Below are 24,170 nucleotides of genomic sequence, written 5' to 3' on the forward strand. Positions count from 1 at the left end.
TATTATGCTGTTAATTCTTCAAACATTTCTTCTTCTGTCTCTAAACGTTTTAGTGCACGTTTATATTCAATTGGCATTACTTTTACAAAGTTGCTTAAACTGTTTGTCCAATCTTTAATTAATTCTTTACCTCTGTTGCTTTCTGTGTATAATACATGTCTTTCAATTAAAGCTTTTAACTCTGCAGCTTCTTCAGTTTCTATGGCTTCAAATTCAATTGTTTCGGTGTTACATAATCCGTTTTTAAATTTATGCTCTGGATCATATACATAAGCAATTCCACCACTCATACCAGCGGCAAAATTTCTTCCTGTGCTACCTAAAACAACTACTTTGCCACCTGTCATATACTCACAACAATGATCTCCAACACCTTCAACAACGGCAGTTGCTCCTGAATTTCTTACGGCAAAACGTTCACCAGCTATCCCATTAATAAATGCTTCTCCTTTTACTGCTCCAAATAAACAAACATTACCAACTATTATATTTTCTTCGGCAACAAAATCTGCTTCTGAAGGTTTTTTAATAATTAATTTAGCTCCAGATAATCCTTTTCCTAAATAATCGTTTGTGTTACCGCTTATTGTAAAAGTAATTCCTGGTGCGCCAAAAGCTCCAAAACTTTGTCCTGCAGATCCAGTGAAATTTATATTTAAAGTATCTTCAGGTAAACCTAAGTGACCGTAAATTTTTGAAATTTCATTACTAATAATTGCTCCAGTTGAACGATCCATATTACAAATAGGGTAGTTCAAATTCATTTGTTCTTTTCTATAAATTGCTTTATGAGAATCTTTTAGAATTTGGAAATCAATTACATTATCTAAATTATGATCTTGTTTTTCGTTGTTACGTAAGCTCATTTTACTGTAGCCTTTTGGTCTATGTAAAATCGAAGATAAATCTAAACCTTTTGCTTTGTAATGTTTAATGGCTTTGTTTGAATCAATTTTTTGAGTTTGTCCAACCATTTCATCCATAGTTCTAAACCCTAATTGTGCCATAATTGCTCTTAATTCTTCAGCAACATAATAGAAGAAGTTAATTACGTGTTCTGGCGTACCTTTAAAGTTTTTACGTAAATCTTTATCTTGTGTTGCAATACCTACAGGGCACGTATTTAAATGACATTTACGCATCATAATACATCCTGAAGCTACTAATGGCGCGGTTGCAAAACCAAATTCTTCAGCTCCTAATAAAGCAGCAATTGCTACATCACGTCCTGTTTTTAATTGACCATCACATTCAACAACAATTCTAGAACGTAAATCGTTCATTACTAAAGTTTGTTGTGCTTCAGCTAAACCAAGTTCCCAAGGTAAACCTGCGTGCTTTAAGGATGTTAAAGGAGATGCTCCTGTACCACCATCATAACCTGAAATTAATACAACATCTGCTTTTGCTTTAGAAACACCTGCTGCAATTGTACCAACACCAACTTCAGAAACTAATTTTACATTAATTCTAGCTTCTCTATTAGCATTTTTTAAATCGAAAATTAGTTGTGCTAAATCTTCAATAGAGTAGATGTCGTGATGTGGAGGTGGAGAAATCAATCCTACAAAAGGAGTTGAGTTTCTTGCTTCAGCAATCCACGGTAATACTTTTTCACCAGGTAGTTGTCCTCCTTCACCAGGCTTAGCACCTTGTGCCATTTTAATTTGAATTTCTTCAGCATTTGTTAAGTAATGTGAAGTTACTCCAAAACGACCAGAAGCTACTTGTTTAATTGCAGAGTTTCTGCTATCTCCATTAATGTCTTTTTGAAAACGTCTTCTATCTTCACCACCTTCACCTGAATTAGATTTACCTCCAATTCGGTTCATAGCAATGGCTAAGTTTTCATGTGCTTCTCTAGAAATAGATCCGTAAGACATTGCACCTGTTTTGAAACGTTTTACAATCTCGGTCCAAGGTTCAACCTCTTCAATAGGAATTGGATCGTAATTGTTAAACTCAAATAAACCTCTAATTGTCATTAAACGTTCATTTTGTTCATTAATAGTTTTAGCATACACATTATAACTATCTTGATCGCTTAGTCTAACAGCTTGTTGTAGTTTAGCTACTGTAGTTGGGTTAAACATGTGTTTTTCTCCACCACGTCTCCAACGGTAATGTCCACCAATATTTAAACCTAATCTATTTTTGATTAAAGTTTTTGGGTAAGCATAATTATAACGGGCTGAAATTTCTTTTTCTATTTCATATAAACCAACACCTTCAATTCTAGAAGCAGTGTAAGGGAAATATTTTTCAACAAATTTAGAGTTGAAACCTACTATTTCAAAAATTTGAGAGCCTCTATACGAGTGAAGTGTAGAGATTCCAATCTTATTCATAATTTTTAATAAACCAGTTCCAATTGCTTTGTTAAAGTTGTCAACTGCTTTTTGCTCGTCCATTCCTGTAATAAACCCTTCTTGTACTTGTAGGCGAATAATTTCATTTACCATATAAGGGTTAATTGCACTTGCTCCGTAACCAAATAAAGTTGCGAATTGATGCGGTTCACGAGGTTCTGCAGATTCTATAATTATATCGAAATAAGAACGCTTACGTTGTCTGTTCATTTCGTGATTAACGTAAGAACAAGCTAATAAAGCTGGTATTGGAGCCATTTCTTCGTTGGCACCTCTGTCAGATAAAATTATTATGTTGTTTCTGTTGTCAACTGCTTTTGAAACTTGTTTAATAATATTTTCTAAAGCATCTTCTAAACCATTAACACCTCTTTCCTTTTTGTAAAGCATTTGAATGGTAATAGACTTAAAGTCTCTACCAATTTTAATGTTTCTAATTTTTTCTAAATCGTTATTAGAAATAACAGGATTTTGAATTCTTAGTTTTTTACATTGTCTTTGAGAAATACTAAATATGTTACGATCTTTTCCTAAGGCAAGACTAATATCTGTAACAATTTCTTCTCGAATACCATCTAAAGGTGGGTTTGTTACTTGGGCAAATAATTGTTTAAAGTAGTTTGAAATTAGCTGAGGTCTGTCAGACAATACAGCTAAAGGAGTGTCAATACCCATTGATCCTAAGGCTTCTTTTCCATTTTGGGCCATAGGTGTAATAACCTCTTGAATATCTTCTATAGTATAGTTGTATAAACGAGAACGTGTTTTTATGTCTAAGGTTTCAATTGGACAAGGTTTGTTCGTGTTTTTTACATCTTTTAAATGAACGCGTGTTTCGTCTAACCATTCTTTATATGGTCTTTCTGAAACAATTTTATTTTTAATTTCTTCGTCATTAATAATTCTACCTTCATTCATATCTACCAAGAACATTTTTCCTGGTTCTAATCTACCGTGTTTTTCAACATCTTCAGGTGCAATATCAACAACACCAATTTCAGAAGACATAATTAATTTTCCACTTTTTGTTACGGTATATCTTGAAGGTCTAAGTCCGTTACGGTCTAATAATGCTCCAATGTAATCACCATCTGTAAAAGGTACAGATGCTGGTCCATCCCAAGCTTCCATTAAACAAGCATTGTATTCGTAAAACGCTTTACGTTCTGGAGACATAGTTTTGTGTTTTTCCCAAGCTTCAGGAATTAACATCATCATAACTTCTGGTAAAGATCTACCACTTAAAGTTAATAATTCAACAACCATATCCATAGAGGCTGAATCTGATTTGCCTGGTAATATTATTGGAAATAATTTATCGATGTCGTCACCAAATAAATCACTTTTCATAATTTCTTCACGTACACGCATTCTACTAACGTTACCACGCAAAGTGTTAATTTCTCCATTCTGACACATAAACCTAAAAGGCTGAGCAAGTTCCCAAGAAGGCATTGTGTTGGTTGAAAAACGTTGATGAACCAAAGCAAGTCTTGTAACTAAATCTGGTTGTTGAAGATCGGTATAATAAGGACCAATATCTTCAGGCATAATAATACCTTTATATATTAACGTAGTATTAGATAAACTAGAAACATAGAAATAAGAAGCTTCAGACATTCTAGAATTAGCAATTGTATGTTCCGTAATTTTACGGGCTGCATATAATTTTGCTTTAAAGTTTATTTCTTTTTTAATTCTGCCTTTGCTAATAAAAACTTGTTCAATATTAGGTTCTGAGTTTAAAGCAATTTCACCTAGTTGAGTAGAATCAACAGGAACGGTTCTCCAACCTAATATTTTTAAACCTTGGTTTTTAATTTCTTTTTCAAATTCTTGTTTACAGAATCTGTATTGGTTTTCGTGTTTTGGAAAAAACACCATACCAACTGCGTAGTCTCTTTGAGCTGGTAAATCGAAATCACAAACTCTTAAAAAATATTCATGAGGAATATCAATTAAAAGTCCAGCTCCATCACCAGTTTTACCGTCAGAACTAACACCACCACGATGTTCTAGCTTTACTAAAATCTCTAAAGCATCGTGTATAATTTGGTTCGTTTTCTGTCCTTTTAAGTTGCAAATGAAACCAGCTCCACAGTTTGCATGCTCAAATTCCGGCAAGTATAATCCTTGTTTTATCATATGGAAAATTAATTATTATAGAATAGTTACAAAAATAGGTAAAAAACTTTGTGGTTTGCTTTAGAAGTACGAAAACGTTATAATTATGATAATAAACTAAAACAATCAATGAAAATAATTAAATTCACGAATAAAGCCTTAAATATTAAGAAATTGTTAAGAGATTGATAGATCTTTTTTTGTTGAAAAAGTTGAAAACGGCAGATTTTAGTTGTTTGTTATTTTAGAGGAGATTTGAATTTAAGTTTCTATAAAATTTGATATAAACTGCTAAATAGGTATATTTATGCTAAAATAATATATATTATGATTGAGTTTTGTCCTAACTGTGGTTCTAATCAGTATGTTAAGAGTGGTGTGGTGAAAAAAAGACAGCGATATAAGTGTAAGAAATGTAATTACTATTTTACGGTAAATAAGATGGGAAAGCAAATAGATGCCTACTACGTAAATAAAGCTTTGCAGTTATATCTTGAAGGTTTAAGTTATCGAGAAATTGAACGAATATTAGGAATATCTCACGTAAGTATTATGAATTGGGTGAAGAAATACAATATTAAGCGTCCGTATAGTTTTGAGTATCATTCAACATATAAAATTTTAAACGCAGTAGAGTTAGCAAAGTATTTTTCAGAAGTGAATAACTTGGAGGGAGCAGGGGTTATTGTAACAGAGTTAGGAGATAAATATATGCTTATAAAATGGGAGCGATTTAAAGAGTAAGTATACTGTTTTACACTTATGTATAGTAAATTTTAGTACTGTTTATTTTATTTTCATATTGTAATCGCTAAAAATCAAATGTTTAGCAATTACTTTAATTAACTAACAATACTTAATTTATGAAAAAAATAAATTTACTACTATTCAGTGTATTTTTACTATCATTTCAAATCTGTTTTTCACAAGGTTCTCCTGATTATAATGGTGGCTTTAAGGTGAAATTTAATGAAGACGGGAGTAAATACTTAAGAGTAATATCTTGGGGACAATTTCAAGCAACTTATAATGATGATGTTCCGGATACAGAAAGCAGCACAAGTTTTAATGTAAGAAGAGCTCGTGTTTTACTATTATCTCAAATTAACAAAAAATTCTTATTGGTAACCCATTTTGGTTTAAACAGTTTAAATGCTTCGAACCTTAGTCCGGTAGGGAAAAGCGATAGTAATCACTTATTTTTGCATAGTATTTGGGGGCAATGGAATTTAAATGATAACCATACAGTTGGTGGTGGGCTTCACTATTGGAATGGTATTTCTCGTTTAAACAATCAAAGTACTTTAAATTTAATGACACTTGACAATAATCGTCAATCTTGGTCTACATTAGGATTGTCGGATCAATTTGGCCGTCATATTGGTGTATTTATGAAAGGTAAATTTAATAAGTTTAAATACCAAGTTGCTATTAATGATGCTTCTACAAACGGACTAGATTTAAGAGATCCTGAATTAGGTGGTGCTGCTGTTTATGGAGGTAAACGAGTTTTAGGTTCTAAAGATGCTGGACACTCATTTGCAGGTTACTTTGAGTATAACTTTTTAGATCAAGAATCTAATACATTACCATACAAAGTTGGAACTTATTTAGGTACAAAAAAAGTGTTTAATATTGGTGCTGGTTTCTTTAGCCACCCTAGTGGTTCTGTTTCAGCAAACACATCAGGAGATTTAGTTGCAGAAGATGTATCTATAATTGCTGTTGATGCTTTTTATGATGCGCCACTTGGTGAGGATGGAAGTGCAATTACTGCTTATGCAACCTACCAATCTAACGATTACGGTAAAAATTATTTGTATAGCGCTTACGGAACGGGAAGCATGTTGTATACACATGTTGGATATGTAATTGCAGGAGATACTAAAAAAACAAGATTTCAACCTTATGTTTCTTACGGTAGTAATAGTTATGATGCTGTAGATGACAACCGTAATGTGTTTGGCTTAGGAACTAATATGTTTATGAGTGGACACAATTCAAAATTAACCTTAGAATACAAAAATCAAAAGTTTGGAAGTAACACTACAGGAACTGTTACGCTTCAAGCAATGATTTACCTATAATAACTAAAAAACTTAACCAATTATGTCAAAAGAAAGTATGAAAGCATACTGGAAAGAAAACCTTGGGTACTTAGCAATTTTGCTAGCCATTTGGTTTCTTGTTTCCTATGTGTTTGGAATTTTATTAGTTGATCAATTAAACTCCATTAAAATGGGAGGTTTTAAGCTTGGATTCTGGTTTGCTCAGCAAGGATCTATGTATGTATTTGTTGTTCTAATTTTTGTTTATGTGAAATTAATGAACAAACTAGATAAAAAATATGGAGTAGACGAATAATTAACTAACTAAAAATTTAAAAACATTATGGGAATATTAACTTGGACTTGGATACTTGTCGGAATAACATTTGCACTTTATATTGGAATTGCAATATGGGCAAGAGCAGGATCATCTAAAGAATTTTATGTAGCCGGTGGAGGAGTACCTCCAATTATGAACGGTATGGCTACAGCTGCAGATTGGATGTCGGCAGCATCATTTATCTCGCTAGCAGGTATTGTATCTTTTACAGGATACGACGGATCTGTTTATTTAATGGGATGGACAGGAGGATATGTGCTTTTAGCATTACTATTAGCTCCTTATTTAAGAAAGTTTGGAAAATTTACAGTACCAGATTTTATTGGAGATAGGTATTATTCAAATACGGCACGTATTGTAGCAGTTATTGCGGCATTAATTGTTTCGTTTACATATGTAGCCGGGCAGATGCGTGGAGTTGGAATTGTATTTTCTAGATATTTAGAAGTAGATATTAATACTGGAGTATACATTGGTATGGCTATTGTATTGTTTTATGCTGTATTAGGAGGTATGAAAGGAATTACATATACACAAGTTGCTCAATATTGTGTATTGATTTTTGCCTTTATGGTGCCAGCAATATTTATTTCTTTTCAAATGACAGGTAATCCAATTCCTCAATTAGGGTTTGGTGGTGCAGGTGAAGATGGAATTTATTTACTCGATAAATTAGATGGTTTGCAGCGTGAACTAGGGTTTCACGAATATACATCAGGAAGTAAAAGTATGATTGATGTTTTTGCAATTACTGTTGCATTAATGGTTGGAACCGCTGGTTTACCTCACGTAATTGTACGTTTCTTTACAGTGCCTAAAGTAAAAGATGCTCGTGTTTCTGCAGGTTGGGCATTATTATTTATTGCAATTTTATACACAACTGTTCCTGCAGTAGCTGTATTTGCAAGAACAAAACTGATTGAAACTGTAAGTAATGCTGAATATAAAGAATTGCCAGAATGGTTTGGTAATTGGGAAAAAACAGGATTATTAAAATTTGATGATAAAAATGGAGATGGAGTAGTTCAATATGTAGCAGATAAATCTACCAATGAATTAACAATTGACCGTGATATTATGGTATTGGCAAATCCTGAAATTGCACAACTACCAAACTGGGTAATTGCATTGGTTGGAGCTGGTGGTTTAGCTGCCGCATTATCAACTGCTGCTGGTTTATTACTTGTAATTGCCTCGTCCATATCGCACGATTTATTCAAAAAAATTATTAAGCCAGATATTTCAGAAAAAGGAGAGTTAATAGCCGCACGTTTTAGTGCCTTTGTAGCAGTTTGTATTGCAGGTTATTTTGGAATTAATCCGCCCGGATTTGTCGCCGCCGTAGTAGCTTTAGCATTTGGTTTAGCAGCAGCATCATTTTTCCCAGCAATTGTAATGGGTATTTTTGATAAGCGAATGAACAAAGAAGGTGCTATTTCTGGTATGATTGTAGGTTTGGCTTTAATGTTTTTCTATATGGCCAAATACAAGCTAGGTTGGTTAGGTCCAAAACCACCAGCAAGCGAATGGTGGTTTGGAATTTCACCAGAAGGATTTGGAACAGTTGCAATGGTTGTAAACTTTGTAATTTCAGTTATTGTTTCAAGATTTACTCCGGCGCCGCCACAAGAGGTTCAAGATATTGTAGAGGATATTAGAATTCCTTCAGGAGCAGGAGAAGCTAGTGATCATTAGTTAATAGTTAGTAAATAAAAAAGCAGCACTAATTTAGTTAGTGCTGTTTTTATCATATTTAGTTCAATTACTTTGTAAATGAAAAAACGCCATCAACAAAAATTAATAACCTTATCATTTTTACTACTTTGTTTGTTTAATATTCCATTTATTTTATTATTCGAAAGTAGTTATACTATTATGGGGTTTCCTTTAATGTATTTTTACATTTTTGTTGTTTGGATCCTGTCTATTGTTGTTTCCTATATTATTTTAAAACGTTTTTATGAGTAGTTTTTTAGTAATAACAATAATAGTAGTTTACTTAGCTGTCATATTTTATGTAGCATATTGGGCAGAGAAAAACTCAAAAAGTGTTTGGGTTAATAATCCGTATGTATATGCATTGTCCTTAGCAGTTTATTGTACAGCTTGGACCTATTATGGAAGTGTTGGTTTAGCAGCAACTTCTGGCCTAAAATTTTTAGCAATTTATGTTGGTCCAATAATTATAATACCAACTTGGGTAATTCTAATGCGTAAAATTATTAGAATTTCAAAAGGAAATAAAATATCCTCTATAGCAGATTTTATTTCATTACGTTATGGAAATAGTCGTTTTTTAGGAGCGTTGGTAACTTTGGTTTGTGTATTAGCAATTGTACCTTATATATCGCTTCAACTTAAAGCAATTTCCGAAACATTTAATGTAATAACCAATCATAATATTGAAACGAATTCAATAATAAACGATACAACATTTTACATTGCAATTTTACTAGCTGTATTTGCAGCATTTTTTGGAACTCAGAATACAGATGCTTCAGAAAGGCATAAAGGAATTATTACTGCAGTTGCAGTGGAATCGATAATTAAATTAGTTTTCTTTTTGGTTATTGGAGTTTATGTAACGTACTACTTGTTTAATGGACCTAGCGATATTTATACACAGGCTTCAAGCCTTCCTAATTTCGAAATTCAACAAAAAATAAACGGTATTGAAGGTGGTTTTAACTGGTTTTTTCTAAGCATGTTATCTATGATAGCTATTATGTTATTGCCAAGACAGTTTCAAGTTACAGTAGTTGAAAATGAACGAGAAAAATATTTAAAAAAAGTAACTTGGTTGTTTCCGTTGTACTTATTGTTATTTAACATTTTTGTAATTTTTATTGCTTGGGGAGGAAACATTGTTTTTCAAAATAAACAAGTAAATGCAGATTTTTTTACGTTAATGTTACCATTACAAAACGGACATGAATTTTTAGCTTTACTTGTATTTTTAGGAGGTTTTTCTGCAGCTATCTCTATGGTTGTACTTTCTACTTTAGCATTATCTACAATGTTAAGTAACAATTTAATTATACCGTATGGTTTTTTAAGTAAGTTTAGTAGAGGAGAGTCTGAAAAGAATACAGAATCAATTAAAAGCATTCGACGATTTTCTATATTTTCATTAATTATAGTTGCTTACTTTTTTTACAAATTTTTTACGTTGAATAGGTCTTTAGTATCTATTGGTTTAATTTCATTTGTATTAATAGCGCAATTAGCACCTTCGTTTTTTGGAGGGCTTTTTTGGAGAAGAGGATCTTCAAAAGGGGCAAAATATGGAATTATTATAGGTTTTTTAATTACTGTTTACACGTTAGTAATTCCGTTTACAATAGATGCTCAATCAATTTCTACATCATTTATTTCTGAAGGTTTATTTGAGTTGAATTATTTAAAGCCTTATCAGTTATTTGGACTTAATATTTTTGAACCAGTACCACACGCTTTTTTTTGGAGCATATTTTTTAATATTTTAATATATGTGTTGGTTTCGGTAAATACAATTGGTACTTCGCGAGAACGAAATTTTGCTGAAATGTTTGTAGATAATAATAAATACGCTTCGCTCCACGAAGATGCTTATATATGGAAAGGAGAAGCTTATGTGCAAGATATTAAAAAGGTTTTAACTCGATTTCTAGGAGAAGATAGAACAGAAAGAGCGCTTAATTTATTTAATATGAAATATAATATTAATAAAAGCACAAGAGTTGCAGATGCGCGTTTGGTTAATTTCTCAGAAAAACTATTAACAGGAAGTATTGGAAGTGCTTCTGCAAGAATATTAATTTCTTCAGTAGTAAAAGAAGATGAAATTAGCTTGCCAGAAGTTTTAAAAATATTAGATGAAACACAAAAAGCAAAAGAATCGAATGTTGAATTAAAAGAGAGAGATAAACAAAAGGATGAGTTTTTAGATACTGTTGCTCACGAATTAAAAACTCCAATTACATCAATTAGAGCTTTGTCGGAAATATTATTAGATGATGAAGAAATTGATAAAGAAATAAAACATAAATTTTTAACAAGTATTGTTAGTGAAAGTGAACGCGTAAGTAGATTGATTAATAATATATTGGATTTAGAAAAATTAGCAACTGGAAAAGAAAAACTTGATTTAATTGAGCATTCCGTTAAAGAAACTATTGAAAGAACTATAGGTACAGTTAAGCAATTATCTGTTAACAATAAAGTAAATTTAAATGCAAATGGTGTTGTAGATTTTAAGGTAGAATTTGATGAAGATAGAATACAACAGGTGCTTATAAATTTGCTTTCAAATGCAATAAAATTTGCAAACAGTGAAAAAGGTGAAGTTTATATTTCAACAAAAATTGATGATACCGAAATTTATATTTGTGTTGAAGACAATGGAAAGGGAATTGTAACGGAAGATTTAAATTCTATTTTCAATAAATTTTATCAATCAAAAAATCAAACCCGTTTAAAACCAATTGGTAGCGGATTAGGATTGGCAATAAGCAAACAAATTATTGAAAGTCATAAAGGAAAAATTTGGGCCGAAAATATTAAGCCAAACGGCGCTAAATTAACATTTACATTACCTATAAAACACGAAAACTATGAGGAAAATATTGATAGTTGATGATGAACCAAATATAGTAATGTCTTTAGAGTATATATTTAAAAAAGAAAATTTTGAGGTATTTATTGCTAGAGATGGAGCCGAAGCTATTGAAATAGCTGAAGATGAATTACCAGACATTGTAGTTTTAGATATTATGATGCCTAATGTAGATGGGTATCAAGTATTAAATCACTTTAAAAGTCATTCAAGTTTAGAAAATGTGAAAGTTATTTTCCTTTCTGCAAAAAATAAATTGTCAGATATTGAATTAGGTATGCAGTTAGGAGCAGATAAGTATATGACAAAACCTTTTTCAACAAAAAAATTAGTAAAAGAAGTTAAACAATTGTTAGCGTAAAATAAAGACGGTTTCACCAATTTCTGTCAAATTAAACTAACTAAAAAATAACCACACCTAAAAAATCAAATTATGAGTTATCAAAAACACTACAACAAAAGTATTGAGAGTCCACAAGAGTTTTGGAAAGACCAAGCTAAAGCTTTAAAATGGTATCAAGAACCAACCACAATTTTATCTAAAAACGAAGAAGGATTTGATAGGTGGTTTGCCAATGGTAAATTAAATATTTGTTATTTGGCTGTTGATAAACACGTTGAGGATGGTTTTGGCAATCAAACAGCTATTATTTACGATTCACCAGTAACTCAACAAAAAATTAAGTACTCATATGCCGAAGTTCAAGAGCGTGTAGCAAAACTAGCTGGAGGTTTAAAAGATTTAGGAGTACAAAAAGGAGATACTGTAATTATTTATATGCCAATGATTCCACATGCTGCATTTGCAATGTTAGCTTGTGCTAGAATTGGAGCAATACATTCAGTAGTATTCGGAGGTTTTGCGCCGCACGAATTAGCTATTAGAATAGATGATTGTAAGCCAAAAGCTATTATTACAGCAACTTCAGGAATGGAAGTAGATAGATTAATTTCATATAAGCCAATGGTTGATGAAGCTATTGAACAAGCAAATCATAAACCAGAAAAGGTGATTGTTTATCAACGTAATTTAGGTGCGTTAATGACAAAAACAGAACGTTTTGTAGATTATAAAGAATTGGTTAAAAATTCGAACCCGGTAGATTGTGTTGAGGTAGAATCTAATCATCCGTTATACATTTTATATACTTCAGGAACAACAGGAAAACCAAAAGGTATTTTACGTGATACAGGAGGTTACGCAACTGCTTTAAAATATTCTATGAAAAATATTTATGGCGTTGAAGAAGGAGATACATTTTGGTCTGCGTCTGATGTAGGTTGGGTAGTTGGACATAGTTATATTGTTTATGGCCCACTTTTAAATAGAAATGCAACAATTATTTTTGAAGGTAAACCAATTAAAACACCAGATGCAAGTACTTTTTGGCGAGTAATTAGTGAGAACAATGTAAAAGTTATGTTTACAGCTCCAACAGCAATTAGAGCTATAAAAAAAGAAGATCCAGATGGAGAATTAATGGAGCAATACGATTTAAGCTGTTTAAAATATCAATTTTTAGCTGGTGAGCGTTGCGATGTTGCCACCTTAAAATGGTTAGAAGATAAATTAAACATACCTGTAATAGATCATTGGTGGCAAACAGAATCTGGTTGGCCAATGCTATCAAATAATATGGGAATTGAAGCTTTACCAGTAAAGCCAGGTTCGGCAACAAAACCAGTTGCAGGTTACGATATTCAAATTTTAAATACAGAAGGTGAAAAATTAGGTGCTAATGAAGAAGGTTATGTAGTTGTTAAATTACCATTACCTCCTGGAAATTTATTAAATATTTGGGGAAATACAGATAGATTTAAAGATGGTTATTTAAACAAGTTTCCAGGTTATTATTTTTCTGGAGATGGCGGATATACAGATGAAGATGGATATGTATACATTACAGGTCGTGTAGATGATGTAATTAACGTAGCAGGGCATAGGTTGTCTACTGCTGAAATGGAAGAAATTGTTTCTTCAAACCCTTCAGTTGCAGAATGTGCTGTATTCGGAATTGAAAACGAATTAAAAGGACAAGTTCCTTTGGCGTTGGTTGTTTTAAAATCTGGTGATTACGTTTCTAGTTTTGAATTAGAATATAAAGTAGTTCAGGAGGTTAGAAAACAAATTGGTGCTGTTGCTTCATTAAAAAAAGTATTAATTGTTAAGCGTTTACCAAAAACGCGTTCAGGAAAAATTCTAAGAAAATTATTAAGAAATATTGCTGATGGCACAGAATATAAAATTCCTTCAACAATTGATGACCCTGAAATTATTTCAGAAATAGAACACGAATTCAAACTTCATAAAATAGGAGTATTTGAACACGCAACTATTGAAGAAAAAGAAACATTAGACGATTTACAAGTAGATTCGTTTATAAAATATTACAAATCATACCAACATAGTGTTAACGATCCAGAAGGATTTTGGGCGCAAATTGCAGAAACGTTTACGTGGCGTAAAAAATGGGATAAAGTTGTTGAATATGATTGGGATAAACCAAAGTTTGAATGGTTTAAAGGAGCTAAATTAAATATTACAGAAAATTGTTTAGATCGTCATTTAGAAAAACGAGGAGATGATGCAGCAATTATATGGGAGCCAAATGATCCAGAAGAACCAAATAGAATTTTAAGCTATAAAGAATTACATGCTGAGGTGTGTAAATTTGCAAACGTTCTTAAAAATAATGGTGTTGTTAAGGGAGACAAAGTTTGCGTATATATGCCTATGGTTCCTGAATTAGCAATTGCTGTGTTGGCTTGTGCTAGAATTGGAGCAGTTCATTCTGTTGTGTTTGCAGGATTTTCTGCAGTTGCACTTTCAACAAGAATTAACGATGCTGATTGTAAGGTGTTATTAACTTCAGACGGTGTTTTTAGAGGAACAAAAGCTGTAGATTTTAAAACTATAGTTGATGAAGCTTTAGAATCTACTCCGTCAATTGAAACTTCAATTGTATTAAATAGAGTGAATGGAGATATTAATATGAAAGCTGGCCGTGATGTTTGGTGGCACGAAGAATTGGCTAAAGTAGATGATGTTTGTCCTGCGGAAGAAATGGATGCGGAAGACATGTTGTTTATTTTATATACTTCTGGATCAACAGGAAAACCAAAAGGAATGGTACATACATGTGCAGGTTATATGGTACATACAGCATATAGTTTTAAAAATGTATTCCAATATCGTCATGGCGATGTATATTTCTGTACTGCTGATATTGGTTGGATTACAGGACATAGTTATATAGTTTATGGTCCGTTAGCAGCTGGAGCAACCACATTAATGTTTGAAGGGGTACCTTCATATCCAGATTATGGACGTTTCTGGCAAATTGTAGAGAAATACCAAGTAAATCAATTTTATACAGCGCCAACTGCCATTAGAGCATTAGCTGCTCAACCAAACGAATTAATTGAGCAACATGATATTTCTTCAATTAAAGTATTAGGAACAGTTGGTGAACCAATAAACGAAGAAGCTTGGCACTGGTACGATGAAAAAATTGGAAAACAAAAATCTCCAATTGTAGATACTTGGTGGCAAACGGAAACAGGTGGAATTATGATTTCGCCAATGGCAGGAGTTACACCTACAAAACCAACATTTGCAACAAGACCATTACCTGGAATTCAACCTGCTTTGGTAGATGAAAAAGGAGAGGAGTTAATGTCTAACCCTGCAGAAGGAAGATTGTGTATTAAATATCCTTGGCCTTCTATGGCAAGAACTATTTACGGAAATCATCAACGTTATAAAGAAACTTATTTTTCTGCTTTTCCAGGAAGATATTTTACAGGAGATGGTTCGTTTAGAGATTTAGAAGGAAATTATAGAATTACTGGTAGGGTAGATGATGTAGTTATTGTTTCTGGACATAATTTAGGTACAGCTCCAATTGAAAACGTAATTAACGAGCACTCAAATGTGGTGGAGTCTGCAATAGTTGGCTATCCACATGATATAAAAGGAAATGCTTTGTATGCATATGTAATTGTATACGAAGCTCCTGAAAATGAAGATTTCTTAAAGAAAGAAATTAACGATTTAATTGCCAGAACTATTGGACCAATTGCTAAGTTAGATAAGATTCAATTTGTACCTGGGTTACCAAAAACACGTTCAGGAAAAATTATGCGTAGAATTTTGCGTAAAATCGCAGAAAATGAAACTTCTAAATTAGGAGATATTTCAACATTATTAAATCCAGATGTTGTTGCTGCTATTATGGATGGATCGTTAGTAAAATAATCCTTTTTATACCACTAATTAATGAATCAAAGTTAAAAGCCTCTTCAAATTGAAGGGGTTTTTTAATACGTCAACCTGAATTTAGTTAAGGTTCTCATATTAACTGGTAATCAGTATGATGAACTATTTTATTTAAAAGCTTCTTTTTTTGTGATGTTATTCCTGCACAAGTAGGTATCCATAATTAGGTCGTCATAAATTTTAGCTTTTCAAAAATAACTAATAATTAGCCGCTAATAACCAAATTAAAGTAGCCCTTTACTATTATTAGTTCTAAATAAATCAGAATAATGTAATAAGCGTTGCTGTTTTAATTTTGAAATAATTTTTAGAAATAAAATGGCAGTTATATAAGCATCACCAGAAGCTGTGTGCCTATCGTGTAATGGAATATTAAATTCTTCACATAATTTATCTAAACTAAAATGATCGTTTTGTTTGCCTTCTAGTTTTTTATATAAAATTCCAGTATCAATACTTTTATTTTTTAGTTTTTGAAGGTTCATTCTTTTTAATATTGAATTTATCATTTTAACATCAAACGCTGCGTGGTGTGCTATTAATACTGCATTTTTTAAATAATTAATAAAATGTTCAATTGCTTTTTCTTCTGAAATTTTTTCAATGTTTCCTTCTTTTAAAATTCCGTGAATTTCTACTGTGTCTGCATTAAATTGATCTTGTTTTAAATAAATTTCAAAACTATCGGCCACGTCAATAATTCCGTTATTAATTGCAATTGCTCCAATAGATAAAATTCTATCTGTATTTGTATCTAAACCAGTAGTTTCAGTATCAAAAACTACAAACCTAGTTTTGTTTATACTTTTAGGTTTTTTGTTTTTAAAACTGTTGAGATACTTTTTAAAGTATTTTGGATATGTTTTACGTTTAAAAAATGAGAGCATTACATTCCTATTTGATTTAATTTAAATCTTACACTTATCAATTCTTGAATATCTTTTATAGGTTTAAAACAACCTTTTAGTTTAAGTTTTTCTGATTTACTTAAATTATTTAAATCTACATATCTACCAGAATTATTGTTTTTTAAACCTTGGTTTGTTCTAAAACGCAATAGAATTTTAAAGGAATCTATACACATTTCGTATAAATATTTATTTTGAGGTTCGGCTTTAGCCATTTCTTTAAACCGTTCAATAGTATTGTTTTTATTTTTATGATTTACAGAAAGTGTTAGCAATCTAGCGGCATCAATTAAAGGCATTAAAGCTCTACTTTTTAAATCGAACTGATCTTTGTGTTCGCCATCATGTTCTACCAAAAATTGACGGAAAAATCCAAGTGGAGGTGGGTTTCGCAACGCATTTCTTCCTAAAAAATTTAAAAATATTTCATAGTTGTCTATAGACTCGAAAATACTTTCAGACATTTCATCTACTAATTCTACATTACCATAAACCAGCGAATAATCAAAAAATATGGTACACATCATAATAGCTTCTTCGGTTGGTTTTGTAATCCAAGTATTAAATTGTTCTTTCCATTGATTTAAAGATATGCACCAACGAGGATTGCTTCCCATCATATCGGCAGGGCAATTTTCAAAACCTATAATATGTAATTTATTTGTAATTTTTTTTGCGAGTTGTAAAAAGTAATTCTTTGTAAAATCATAATCTTTTGGGTTAACATTTTCAAAAACTAGCGCATTATCTTGGTCGGTAATTAAAAGTTGTTCTTTTCTACCTTGGCTACCTAAAGCTAACCACGTAAACTTTACAGGTGGTTCGGTTTCCATTTCTTCAATAGAAAGTTTAATTGCCTTAATGGTAATAGCTTCGTTAATTTCTGAAATGATGTTTGAAACAAACCGAATAGGAATATTTTGTTCCATATAGCCACTCAATAATTTAGAAGTTTTTTCTCTAATATATTTTAAAGTGTCAACATTTTTAGCACGCTTTAATTCTTTTATTAGAACAGAAGGATTGTTTCCGTGAAGTACCACAATGTCGTGTTCAGATAAAATTCCTTTTAAATTAGAATTTGGTGTACCATCTTCAGTAATACATAAATGTGTGATTTTATGCTTTAGCATATTAATTTGAGCTTCTGCAACTGTTATTTTTTTATGACAAGTAATAACTGGACTCGACATAATTGTGGTAACTTTTTCTTTTATAGAAATTAAACCAGTTGCAATTTTTAAACGTAAATCTTTGTCGGTAATAATACCAATAGGTTTATTGTTTTCAGTAATTAATATGGAGCCAACACGTTTGACGCTCATAACTTCTGCAGCTTGTTGAATAGTGTAAGCTTTTGTGCAGGTAATTGGATTTTTACTGTATTGTGCTGTTTGAACATCTGAAATTCCAGCGTTATTTTTGTTTAAAACATCTTCATTTGCAAATAATTGACCATTGTTGGTTTTTGCATAAGGTGTTTTAATATTTGTTGAAAAACTGGCTACAATAAACTTTTTAACCTTTTCGTTAGAATCAATAATTTCTTTTAATAATTCAACAGAAATTGCATAGAGTATAGATTCTTCATTTGCAACAGCGCTCATTAAATACTGGTTGTTTTGTATAATTGGTCGTAAGCCAAATAAATCACCTTCATCACAAATATCAACCAAAATATTATCATTATCCATTGTTCTGTACAATCCAATGGCTCCATCTTTTACAATATAAAATTCGTTGTGTGGATTTTCATTTTGAGTAAAAACGGATTTATCTTGTTCTATGTAATGAACTTTTACATGCGTAGCTATTTTAAAAAGTTGTTCTTTTTCTAAAATATTAAAAGGAGGGAAGTTTTTGAGGAAATCAAAAATCCGTTCTGCTATTGTATTTTTCATAGGTGTAAAAAGCTGTAAACACTAAAAATACAATTTTTCAGTTAATAAATCAACTTAAAACTCTAGCTAAAAGGATAATGCGAATTGATAAGATCGTTTAAGTTTAAGGCGTAATTTTTTCTGTATTTTCCTAAAAGTTTAAGAAATAGTTGAGCCGTAATCAAAGCATCTCCAGATGCCGTATGGCGATCGTGCGTTTTTACATTGTAAATTTCACTTAATTCATCTAAACTATAAATTTTTCCAAAGTTAGAATCGCTCACCATTTTTTTATGAATGTAATTGGTGTCTACACTTTTAGAAATTAAAGAACCTAAACCTTGTCGTTCTAGTGCCATATTAATCATTCCAACATCAAAACTTGTGTGGTGAGCCAAAATAACAGCATCATCTAGATATTCTAAAAACTGAATTAAAGCTTCTTTTTCTGATAGTTTAGTTTCTGTTCCGTTTCTTCTAATTCCATGTATTTTAACGGTTTCTTTATTAAAAACCTCTTGTTCAATATAAATTTCAAAATAATCCGATACTATAATTTTATTGGCTTGTACAGCGACAGCACCAATACTTAAAACACGATCGTTATTAAAATCAAATCCAGTAGTTTCAGTATCTAGAGCAACAAAGCGAATGTTTTCAAAGGTTGAATATTTTTGGCAGTTTTCTACTTTAGAAACATAAGTGTTCCAAAATTCTGGATATTTTTTCTTTTTAAAAAAACTAAACATACTATGTTAATTTTGAAACGTTAAACCTTAATTTTAAAGAATCTTGAATGTTTTTAATTGGTTTAAAACAACTTTTAAGCTTTAATCTATCCGATTTACTAAGGTTATTAATATCTACATATTTACCGGAATCGTTATTTGCAATACCTTGTAAAGTTCTAAATTGAAGTAAAATTTTAAATGCATTTGCACACGATTCAAAAATTTCTTTGTTTTGAGGTTCAACTTCCATTAAGCGCTCGTAACGAGCAATGGTGTTGTTTTCGTGTATTCCGTGATATAGCGAAAATATTCTGGCAGCATCTACCAAAGGTCTTAAAGCTCTCGATTTTATATCGAAATGGTCTTTATTTTCACCGTCTTCTTCAACCAAAAACTGTTTAAAAAAGCCTAAAGGAGCAGGGTTTTCTAATGTTGCTTTGCTTAAGAAACCTAAAAATATTTGTTTACTTTCTATATATTTAAACACCCTTTTAGAAAGCGTTTCATGTAATTCTTTATCGCCATAAATAAATTCAAAATCGAAAAAGATAATACTCAATAATATTTTTTCGGCAATTGGGTTTTTAATCCAATCTTTAAATTGCTCTTTCCACTCTTTACAAGATAAACACCATTTTGTATTACTAGCCATAATGTTAGCTGGGCAATATTCATAGCCAACAATATTCAGTTTTTCTGTTACTTTGGTTGCTAGTTCTAAAAAATACGCTTTTACTTCGGGGTACTTTTCTTTGGGTACATTATCAAAAACTAATGCATTATCTTGGTCTGTTTTTAATAATTGTTCTTGCCTACCTTGGCTTCCTACTGCTAGCCAACTGAATTTTACAGGTGGTTTCGAGCCAATTTCTTTTATAGATAATCGAATTGCTTTTTTAGTAATAGCATTATTAATTTCGGTAATTACTTTTGTAACAAAGTAAATAGGTATTTCTTGTTCTAAATAAGCTTTAGTTAAATTGGTTGCTTTTGTTCTTACATATTTTAATGTCTCGGCATCTTTGGCATTTTTAATTTCTTTCATTAAAAACATTGGGTTGTTGCCGTGACTTGTATTTAAATCGTGATCGGTAATAATTCCAACCACTTTGGTTTTATTAGTGCCGTCTTCTGTAATAATTAAATGCGAAACTTTGTGTTTTAAACGTTCAATTTGTGCTTCAGCTATACTTAAATTTTCTTTAAATGTTTCAACAGGTGTAGACATAATTTCAGAAACGCTATCTGTAATTTTATTTACCCCAGTTCCAATTTTTGTTCTTATATCTTTATCGGTAATAATACCAATAGGTAAATTATTTTCGGTAATTATTATTGAATCAATTACTTTTTCGGTCATTATAATTGCAGCTTCTTTAACTTGAAGGTCAGAATTACATGTAACTGGGTTTTTAGTGTATTTAACCGATTGCGTTTCCGAAAATGTGTTTTCAACTTTTTTAATAGCTGAAATGTTTGCAAAAAGTTTACCCTTATGTTTATCTGTAAACGGATCTCTTGTATTGGTTGCAAAACTGGCTATTAAAAACTGACTTACTTTTGGGTAGTTTAAAATAATATGGTTAAAATCTTCAATAGGTATACCATATAATATAGTCTCTTCATTTGCAGCAGCACCCATTAAATAATTTTCCTTCATAATTAAAGGTCGTAACCCAAATAAATCTCCTTCATCGCAAATATCAACAGTATGCTTAACGTCTTCACCAAATCGATACAACCTAACAGCGCCTTCGTATACAATATAAAAATGTTTGTGAGGTTCATCGTTTTGATCAAATATTATTTGATCTTTTTCAAAATAATGAATTTCAACATTTTTGGCAGTATCAAATAAAGGCTCTCTAGGTAATACATTAAAGGGCGGATATTTTTTTAAAAAATCTTTTACGCGTTCTGCAATTGTGTTCTTCATAAGCTGTATTAAATATCCTTTTTAATGTTTTTAAATACTAAATTAAAGTATTCTTTTCCGTGCGGCACAAAATTACTATTGTTTGAATTAACTTTAACTATTAAATCATTTAAATGAATCATTTTTATAGCTGAAACTTCTTCAGCTTGAATTTTTAATGATTTAACATCTAAATCTAGTTTACATATATATATATAATGTAGCTCGTTGTCAATTAAATGTTTATTATGAATTACTTTTTTATTATAAGTACCTATAAATTTTAATTGACTGGCATCAACGTTTAAGCCAATTTCTTCCTCAACTTCTCTTATTGCTGAAGTTAGAGGTTTTTCACCTGCAGAAATATGACCAGCAACAGAAATATCCCAAAAGTTTGGAAATGTATCTTTATCGCTAGCTCTTTTTTGAATTAAAATCTCTTCGGAATTATTAAAAATCCAGATGTGTGCACTTGCATGATAAATTCCATTTTTATGGGCGTAAGATTTCATACAGGTTTCGCCACTTGGTTTTCCATTAACGTTTAATATGTCTACTAATTCATCCATTTAATTCTATATAAAAATCCTCCCTTTGGTAAGAGAGGATTTAGGAAGGTATGTTATTTAAAATAGTTAAAAGTTTCTCCTTCTTTAATATTTAGTAATGTTTCGTAAATTAATTTAATAACATTTTCAACATCATCTTTATGTACCATTTCAACAGTAGTGTGCATATAACGTAGCGCTAGGCTAATTAATGCTGAAGGTACACCTCCATTACTATAAGCAAAAGCATCGGTGTCTGTACCAGTAGCTCTTGACGAAGCCATACGTTGGAAAGGTATTTTTTTAGCTTCAGCAGTTTCAACAATTAAGTCTCTTAAATTATTTTGAACAGCAGGAGCATAGCTAATTACCGGTCCGTCTCCACTTTTAGTTTCTCCTTCTTTCTTTTTATTAATCATTGGAGTAGTGGTGTCGTGACAAACATCTGTAACAATAGCAATGTTTGGTTTAATAGTATGGGTAATCATTTCAGCACCGCGTAAACCAATTTCTTCTTGAACTGAGTTTGTAATGTATAACCCAAACGGTAATTTTACATCATTCTCTTTTAATAAACGAGCAACTTCAGCAATCATAAATCCACCAACACGGTTATCAATAGCTCTGCAAACAAAATTGTTTTTGTTTAAAACAAAAAATTCATCAGGGTATGTAATAACACAACCAACATGTACTCCTAGCTCTTCAACTTCTTCTTTAGTTTTACAACCAACATCAATAAATATATTGTCTAGTTTTGGAGCCTCTTCTTTACCTCCAATTCTAGTATGTATAGCAGGCCAACCAAATACACCTTTAACAATTCCTTTTTTAGTATGAATATTTACCACTTTTGAAGGTGCAATTTGATGATCACTTCCTCCATTTCTAATTACATAAATCAATCCTTCTGGTGTAATATAATTTACATACCAAGAAATTTCATCAGCATGCCCTTCAATAACAACCTTAAATTTAGCATCAGGATTAATAACACCAACAGCAGTTCCATAACTATCAGTAATAAATGTATCTACATATGGTTTTAAATAATCCATCCATATTTTTTGCCCTTCACTTTCATAACCAGTAGGAGCAGCATTATTTAAATACTTTTCTAAAAACGTAAGCGATTTTTTAGTAATAATTTTCTTTGTCATTATATCTTTGTTTTATAGAACGAATATAGTAAAATCAAATTATTGTAAATAATAAAAAATGCATTTATACATTATAGTATAATATTGTAAATTTGAAATTCTTCTTGATTGAATTAATAATGATATTAAAACGCAAAACATATTTAACATTCTTACTTTTTTTATGCACCATATATATATATGGTCAAAATGAAGTGCAAAAAGATTCAATTCCACTATCTGAGCGATATATAATTTTTGAAGGCGATACTTTATTAATAGAGTTAAATGAGGTGTTAGTGTTAAAAAAACTAAAGTTTAAAACAACTTATGATAGAAGGTATTATTATTGGTTCCGAAAAAAAACATTTAAAGCATACCCATATGCAAAAATGGCGCAAGAAAGGTTAGAGGTTATAAATAAAAGATTAGGTGAAATAGATTCAAAAAGAAAGAAAAGAATTTATACAAAGCGTATTCAAAAATATGTTGAAGAAGAATTTACGGCACAATTAAAAAAGTTAACAAGAACAGAGGGGCGTATTTTGATTAAGTTAATACATAGGCAAACGGGCGACACTGCTTTTGAATTGGTGAAAGAATTAAGAAGCGGTTGGAAAGCTTTTTGGTATAATTCAACGGCAAAAATGTTTAAGTTGTCTTTAAAGTTAGAATATAACCCAGAAAAAGTGCACGAAGATTTTTTAATTGAAGACATTTTACAACGTGCATTTGTTAATGGAACGCTAGAAGAACAGCCTTCGAAATTAGCATTTGATTATTTAAAGTTGAGTTCAGAGTACTTTGAAGCACCTAAGGGCACAGTAAAGAAGTAGGTAGGAGGAATTCTTAGGGTATACTATAATTGTTTACTAACAATTAATTTAAAGAATGTTTGAGTTGTAATAGAAATTTATGCAGAAAATAATTAAGTTATAAGTAGGTGTTTTACAGTGTATTGAAACAAGTTTTAAAATAAGTTATAAAAAGAGTTTAAAAAAGGCTTGTAGGTTTAATAAAAGGTATTACATTTGCCACCGCTAACAAGGAAACGGTAGTAGATTTGTTAGTAAAAAGTTCATAGATTTTTCAATAGTGCAGGTTAAAAAAACTTTAAAATAAGATTGAATTAATTTTGGTTATTAGTAAAAAGCTTTTTACATTTGCATCCGCTTTGACTGAGAGGTTTTAGTTAGTAAAGATCATAAGAATAGTGTTAGAAAATAAACTTTAAAAAACATCGAATTAATTTTGGTGAGAATAAAAAAAGGTTTTACATTTGCACCCGCTTA

General features: G+C 31.1%; 15 protein-coding genes and 1 pseudogene. 9 read left to right on the top strand and 7 right to left on the bottom strand.

Annotated features, from left to right (window positions below):
* Window positions 1-2: 2 nt before the first annotated feature.
* Window positions 3-4,514 (bottom strand): glutamate synthase large subunit, encoded by a 4,512-nt coding sequence (gene gltB, locus BLU40_RS15410; protein WP_090125682.1) that lies wholly within the window; start codon window positions 4,512-4,514, stop codon window positions 3-5.
* Window positions 4,515-4,820: 306 nt separating this feature from the next.
* On the opposite strand from gltB, the pseudogene BLU40_RS17900 reads away from it, so the two are divergent.
* The 8 genes and pseudogenes from BLU40_RS17900 to acs all read left to right on the top strand — a co-directional run.
* Window positions 4,821-4,916, top strand: a pseudogene (locus BLU40_RS17900) (transposase-like zinc-binding domain-containing protein); the annotation flags it as partial.
* A gap of 18 nt (window positions 4,917-4,934) precedes the next feature.
* On the top strand, window positions 4,935-5,237 hold the full coding sequence (locus BLU40_RS15415) for a helix-turn-helix domain-containing protein (protein WP_175454811.1): 303 nt from the start codon (window positions 4,935-4,937) through the stop codon (window positions 5,235-5,237).
* Window positions 5,238-5,356: 119 nt separating this feature from the next.
* Window positions 5,357-6,580: a hypothetical protein gene (locus tag BLU40_RS15420; protein WP_090125687.1), complete on the top strand. Its 1,224-nt coding sequence runs from the start codon at window positions 5,357-5,359 to the stop codon at window positions 6,578-6,580.
* A gap of 22 nt (window positions 6,581-6,602) precedes the next feature.
* Window positions 6,603-6,857, top strand: coding sequence for a DUF4212 domain-containing protein (locus BLU40_RS15425; protein ID WP_090125690.1), 255 nt, complete (start codon window positions 6,603-6,605; stop codon window positions 6,855-6,857).
* A gap of 27 nt (window positions 6,858-6,884) precedes the next feature.
* Entirely contained in the window at window positions 6,885-8,576 is a 1,692-nt protein-coding gene (locus BLU40_RS15430; RefSeq protein WP_090125693.1) for a sodium:solute symporter family protein, read from the top strand.
* Between the two features lie 265 nt (window positions 8,577-8,841).
* Window positions 8,842-11,496: a sodium:solute symporter family transporter gene (locus BLU40_RS15440; RefSeq protein ID WP_090125699.1), complete on the top strand. Its 2,655-nt coding sequence runs from the start codon at window positions 8,842-8,844 to the stop codon at window positions 11,494-11,496.
* Window positions 11,474-11,836, top strand: a complete 363-nt coding sequence (locus tag BLU40_RS15445) for a response regulator transcription factor (RefSeq protein ID WP_090125703.1) — start codon at window positions 11,474-11,476, stop codon at window positions 11,834-11,836. Before BLU40_RS15440 ends, BLU40_RS15445 begins: the two co-directional genes overlap by 23 nt.
* 72 nt (window positions 11,837-11,908) lie before the next feature.
* Window positions 11,909-15,733 carry an acetate--CoA ligase gene (gene acs / locus BLU40_RS15450; RefSeq protein WP_090125706.1) on the top strand — a complete coding sequence of 1,275 codons (3,825 nt, stop codon included), beginning with the start codon at window positions 11,909-11,911 and terminating at the stop codon, window positions 15,731-15,733.
* Window positions 15,734-15,978: 245 nt separating this feature from the next.
* On the opposite strand, the gene BLU40_RS15455 is transcribed toward acs, so the two are convergent.
* The 6 genes from BLU40_RS15455 to BLU40_RS15480 form a co-directional block, all read right to left on the bottom strand.
* The gene (locus tag BLU40_RS15455; RefSeq protein ID WP_090125710.1) at window positions 15,979-16,641 is read right to left on the bottom strand and encodes a 3'-5' exonuclease; all 663 of its coding nucleotides are present in this window, start codon (window positions 16,639-16,641) and stop codon (window positions 15,979-15,981) included.
* Window positions 16,641-18,563, bottom strand: coding sequence for a DUF294 nucleotidyltransferase-like domain-containing protein (locus BLU40_RS15460; RefSeq protein ID WP_090125713.1), 1,923 nt, complete (start codon window positions 18,561-18,563; stop codon window positions 16,641-16,643). The genes BLU40_RS15455 and BLU40_RS15460 overlap by 1 nt, the downstream gene beginning before the upstream one ends.
* 62 nt (window positions 18,564-18,625) lie before the next feature.
* A complete protein-coding gene (locus BLU40_RS15465) occupies window positions 18,626-19,291 on the bottom strand; it encodes a 3'-5' exonuclease (protein WP_090125716.1) in 666 nt (221 codons plus the stop codon).
* 1 nt (window position 19,292) lies between these two features.
* Complete coding sequence (locus tag BLU40_RS15470) at window positions 19,293-21,209, bottom strand: DUF294 nucleotidyltransferase-like domain-containing protein (RefSeq protein ID WP_090125719.1); 1,917 nt, start codon at window positions 21,207-21,209, stop codon at window positions 19,293-19,295.
* A gap of 8 nt (window positions 21,210-21,217) precedes the next feature.
* Window positions 21,218-21,760 (bottom strand): NUDIX hydrolase, encoded by a 543-nt coding sequence (locus BLU40_RS15475; protein ID WP_090125722.1) that lies wholly within the window; start codon window positions 21,758-21,760, stop codon window positions 21,218-21,220.
* A gap of 53 nt (window positions 21,761-21,813) precedes the next feature.
* Complete coding sequence (locus tag BLU40_RS15480) at window positions 21,814-22,899, bottom strand: M42 family metallopeptidase (protein ID WP_394331711.1); 1,086 nt, start codon at window positions 22,897-22,899, stop codon at window positions 21,814-21,816.
* A gap of 119 nt (window positions 22,900-23,018) precedes the next feature.
* Between BLU40_RS15480 and BLU40_RS15485 the strand changes: the two genes are divergently transcribed.
* On the top strand, window positions 23,019-23,714 hold the full coding sequence (locus tag BLU40_RS15485) for a DUF4294 domain-containing protein (RefSeq protein WP_090125727.1): 696 nt from the start codon (window positions 23,019-23,021) through the stop codon (window positions 23,712-23,714).
* The last annotated feature ends 456 nt before the right edge of the window (window positions 23,715-24,170 follow it).

It is taken from the genome of Lutibacter oricola, from assembly GCF_900106565.1.
Taxonomy (GTDB): domain Bacteria; phylum Bacteroidota; class Bacteroidia; order Flavobacteriales; family Flavobacteriaceae; genus Lutibacter; species Lutibacter oricola.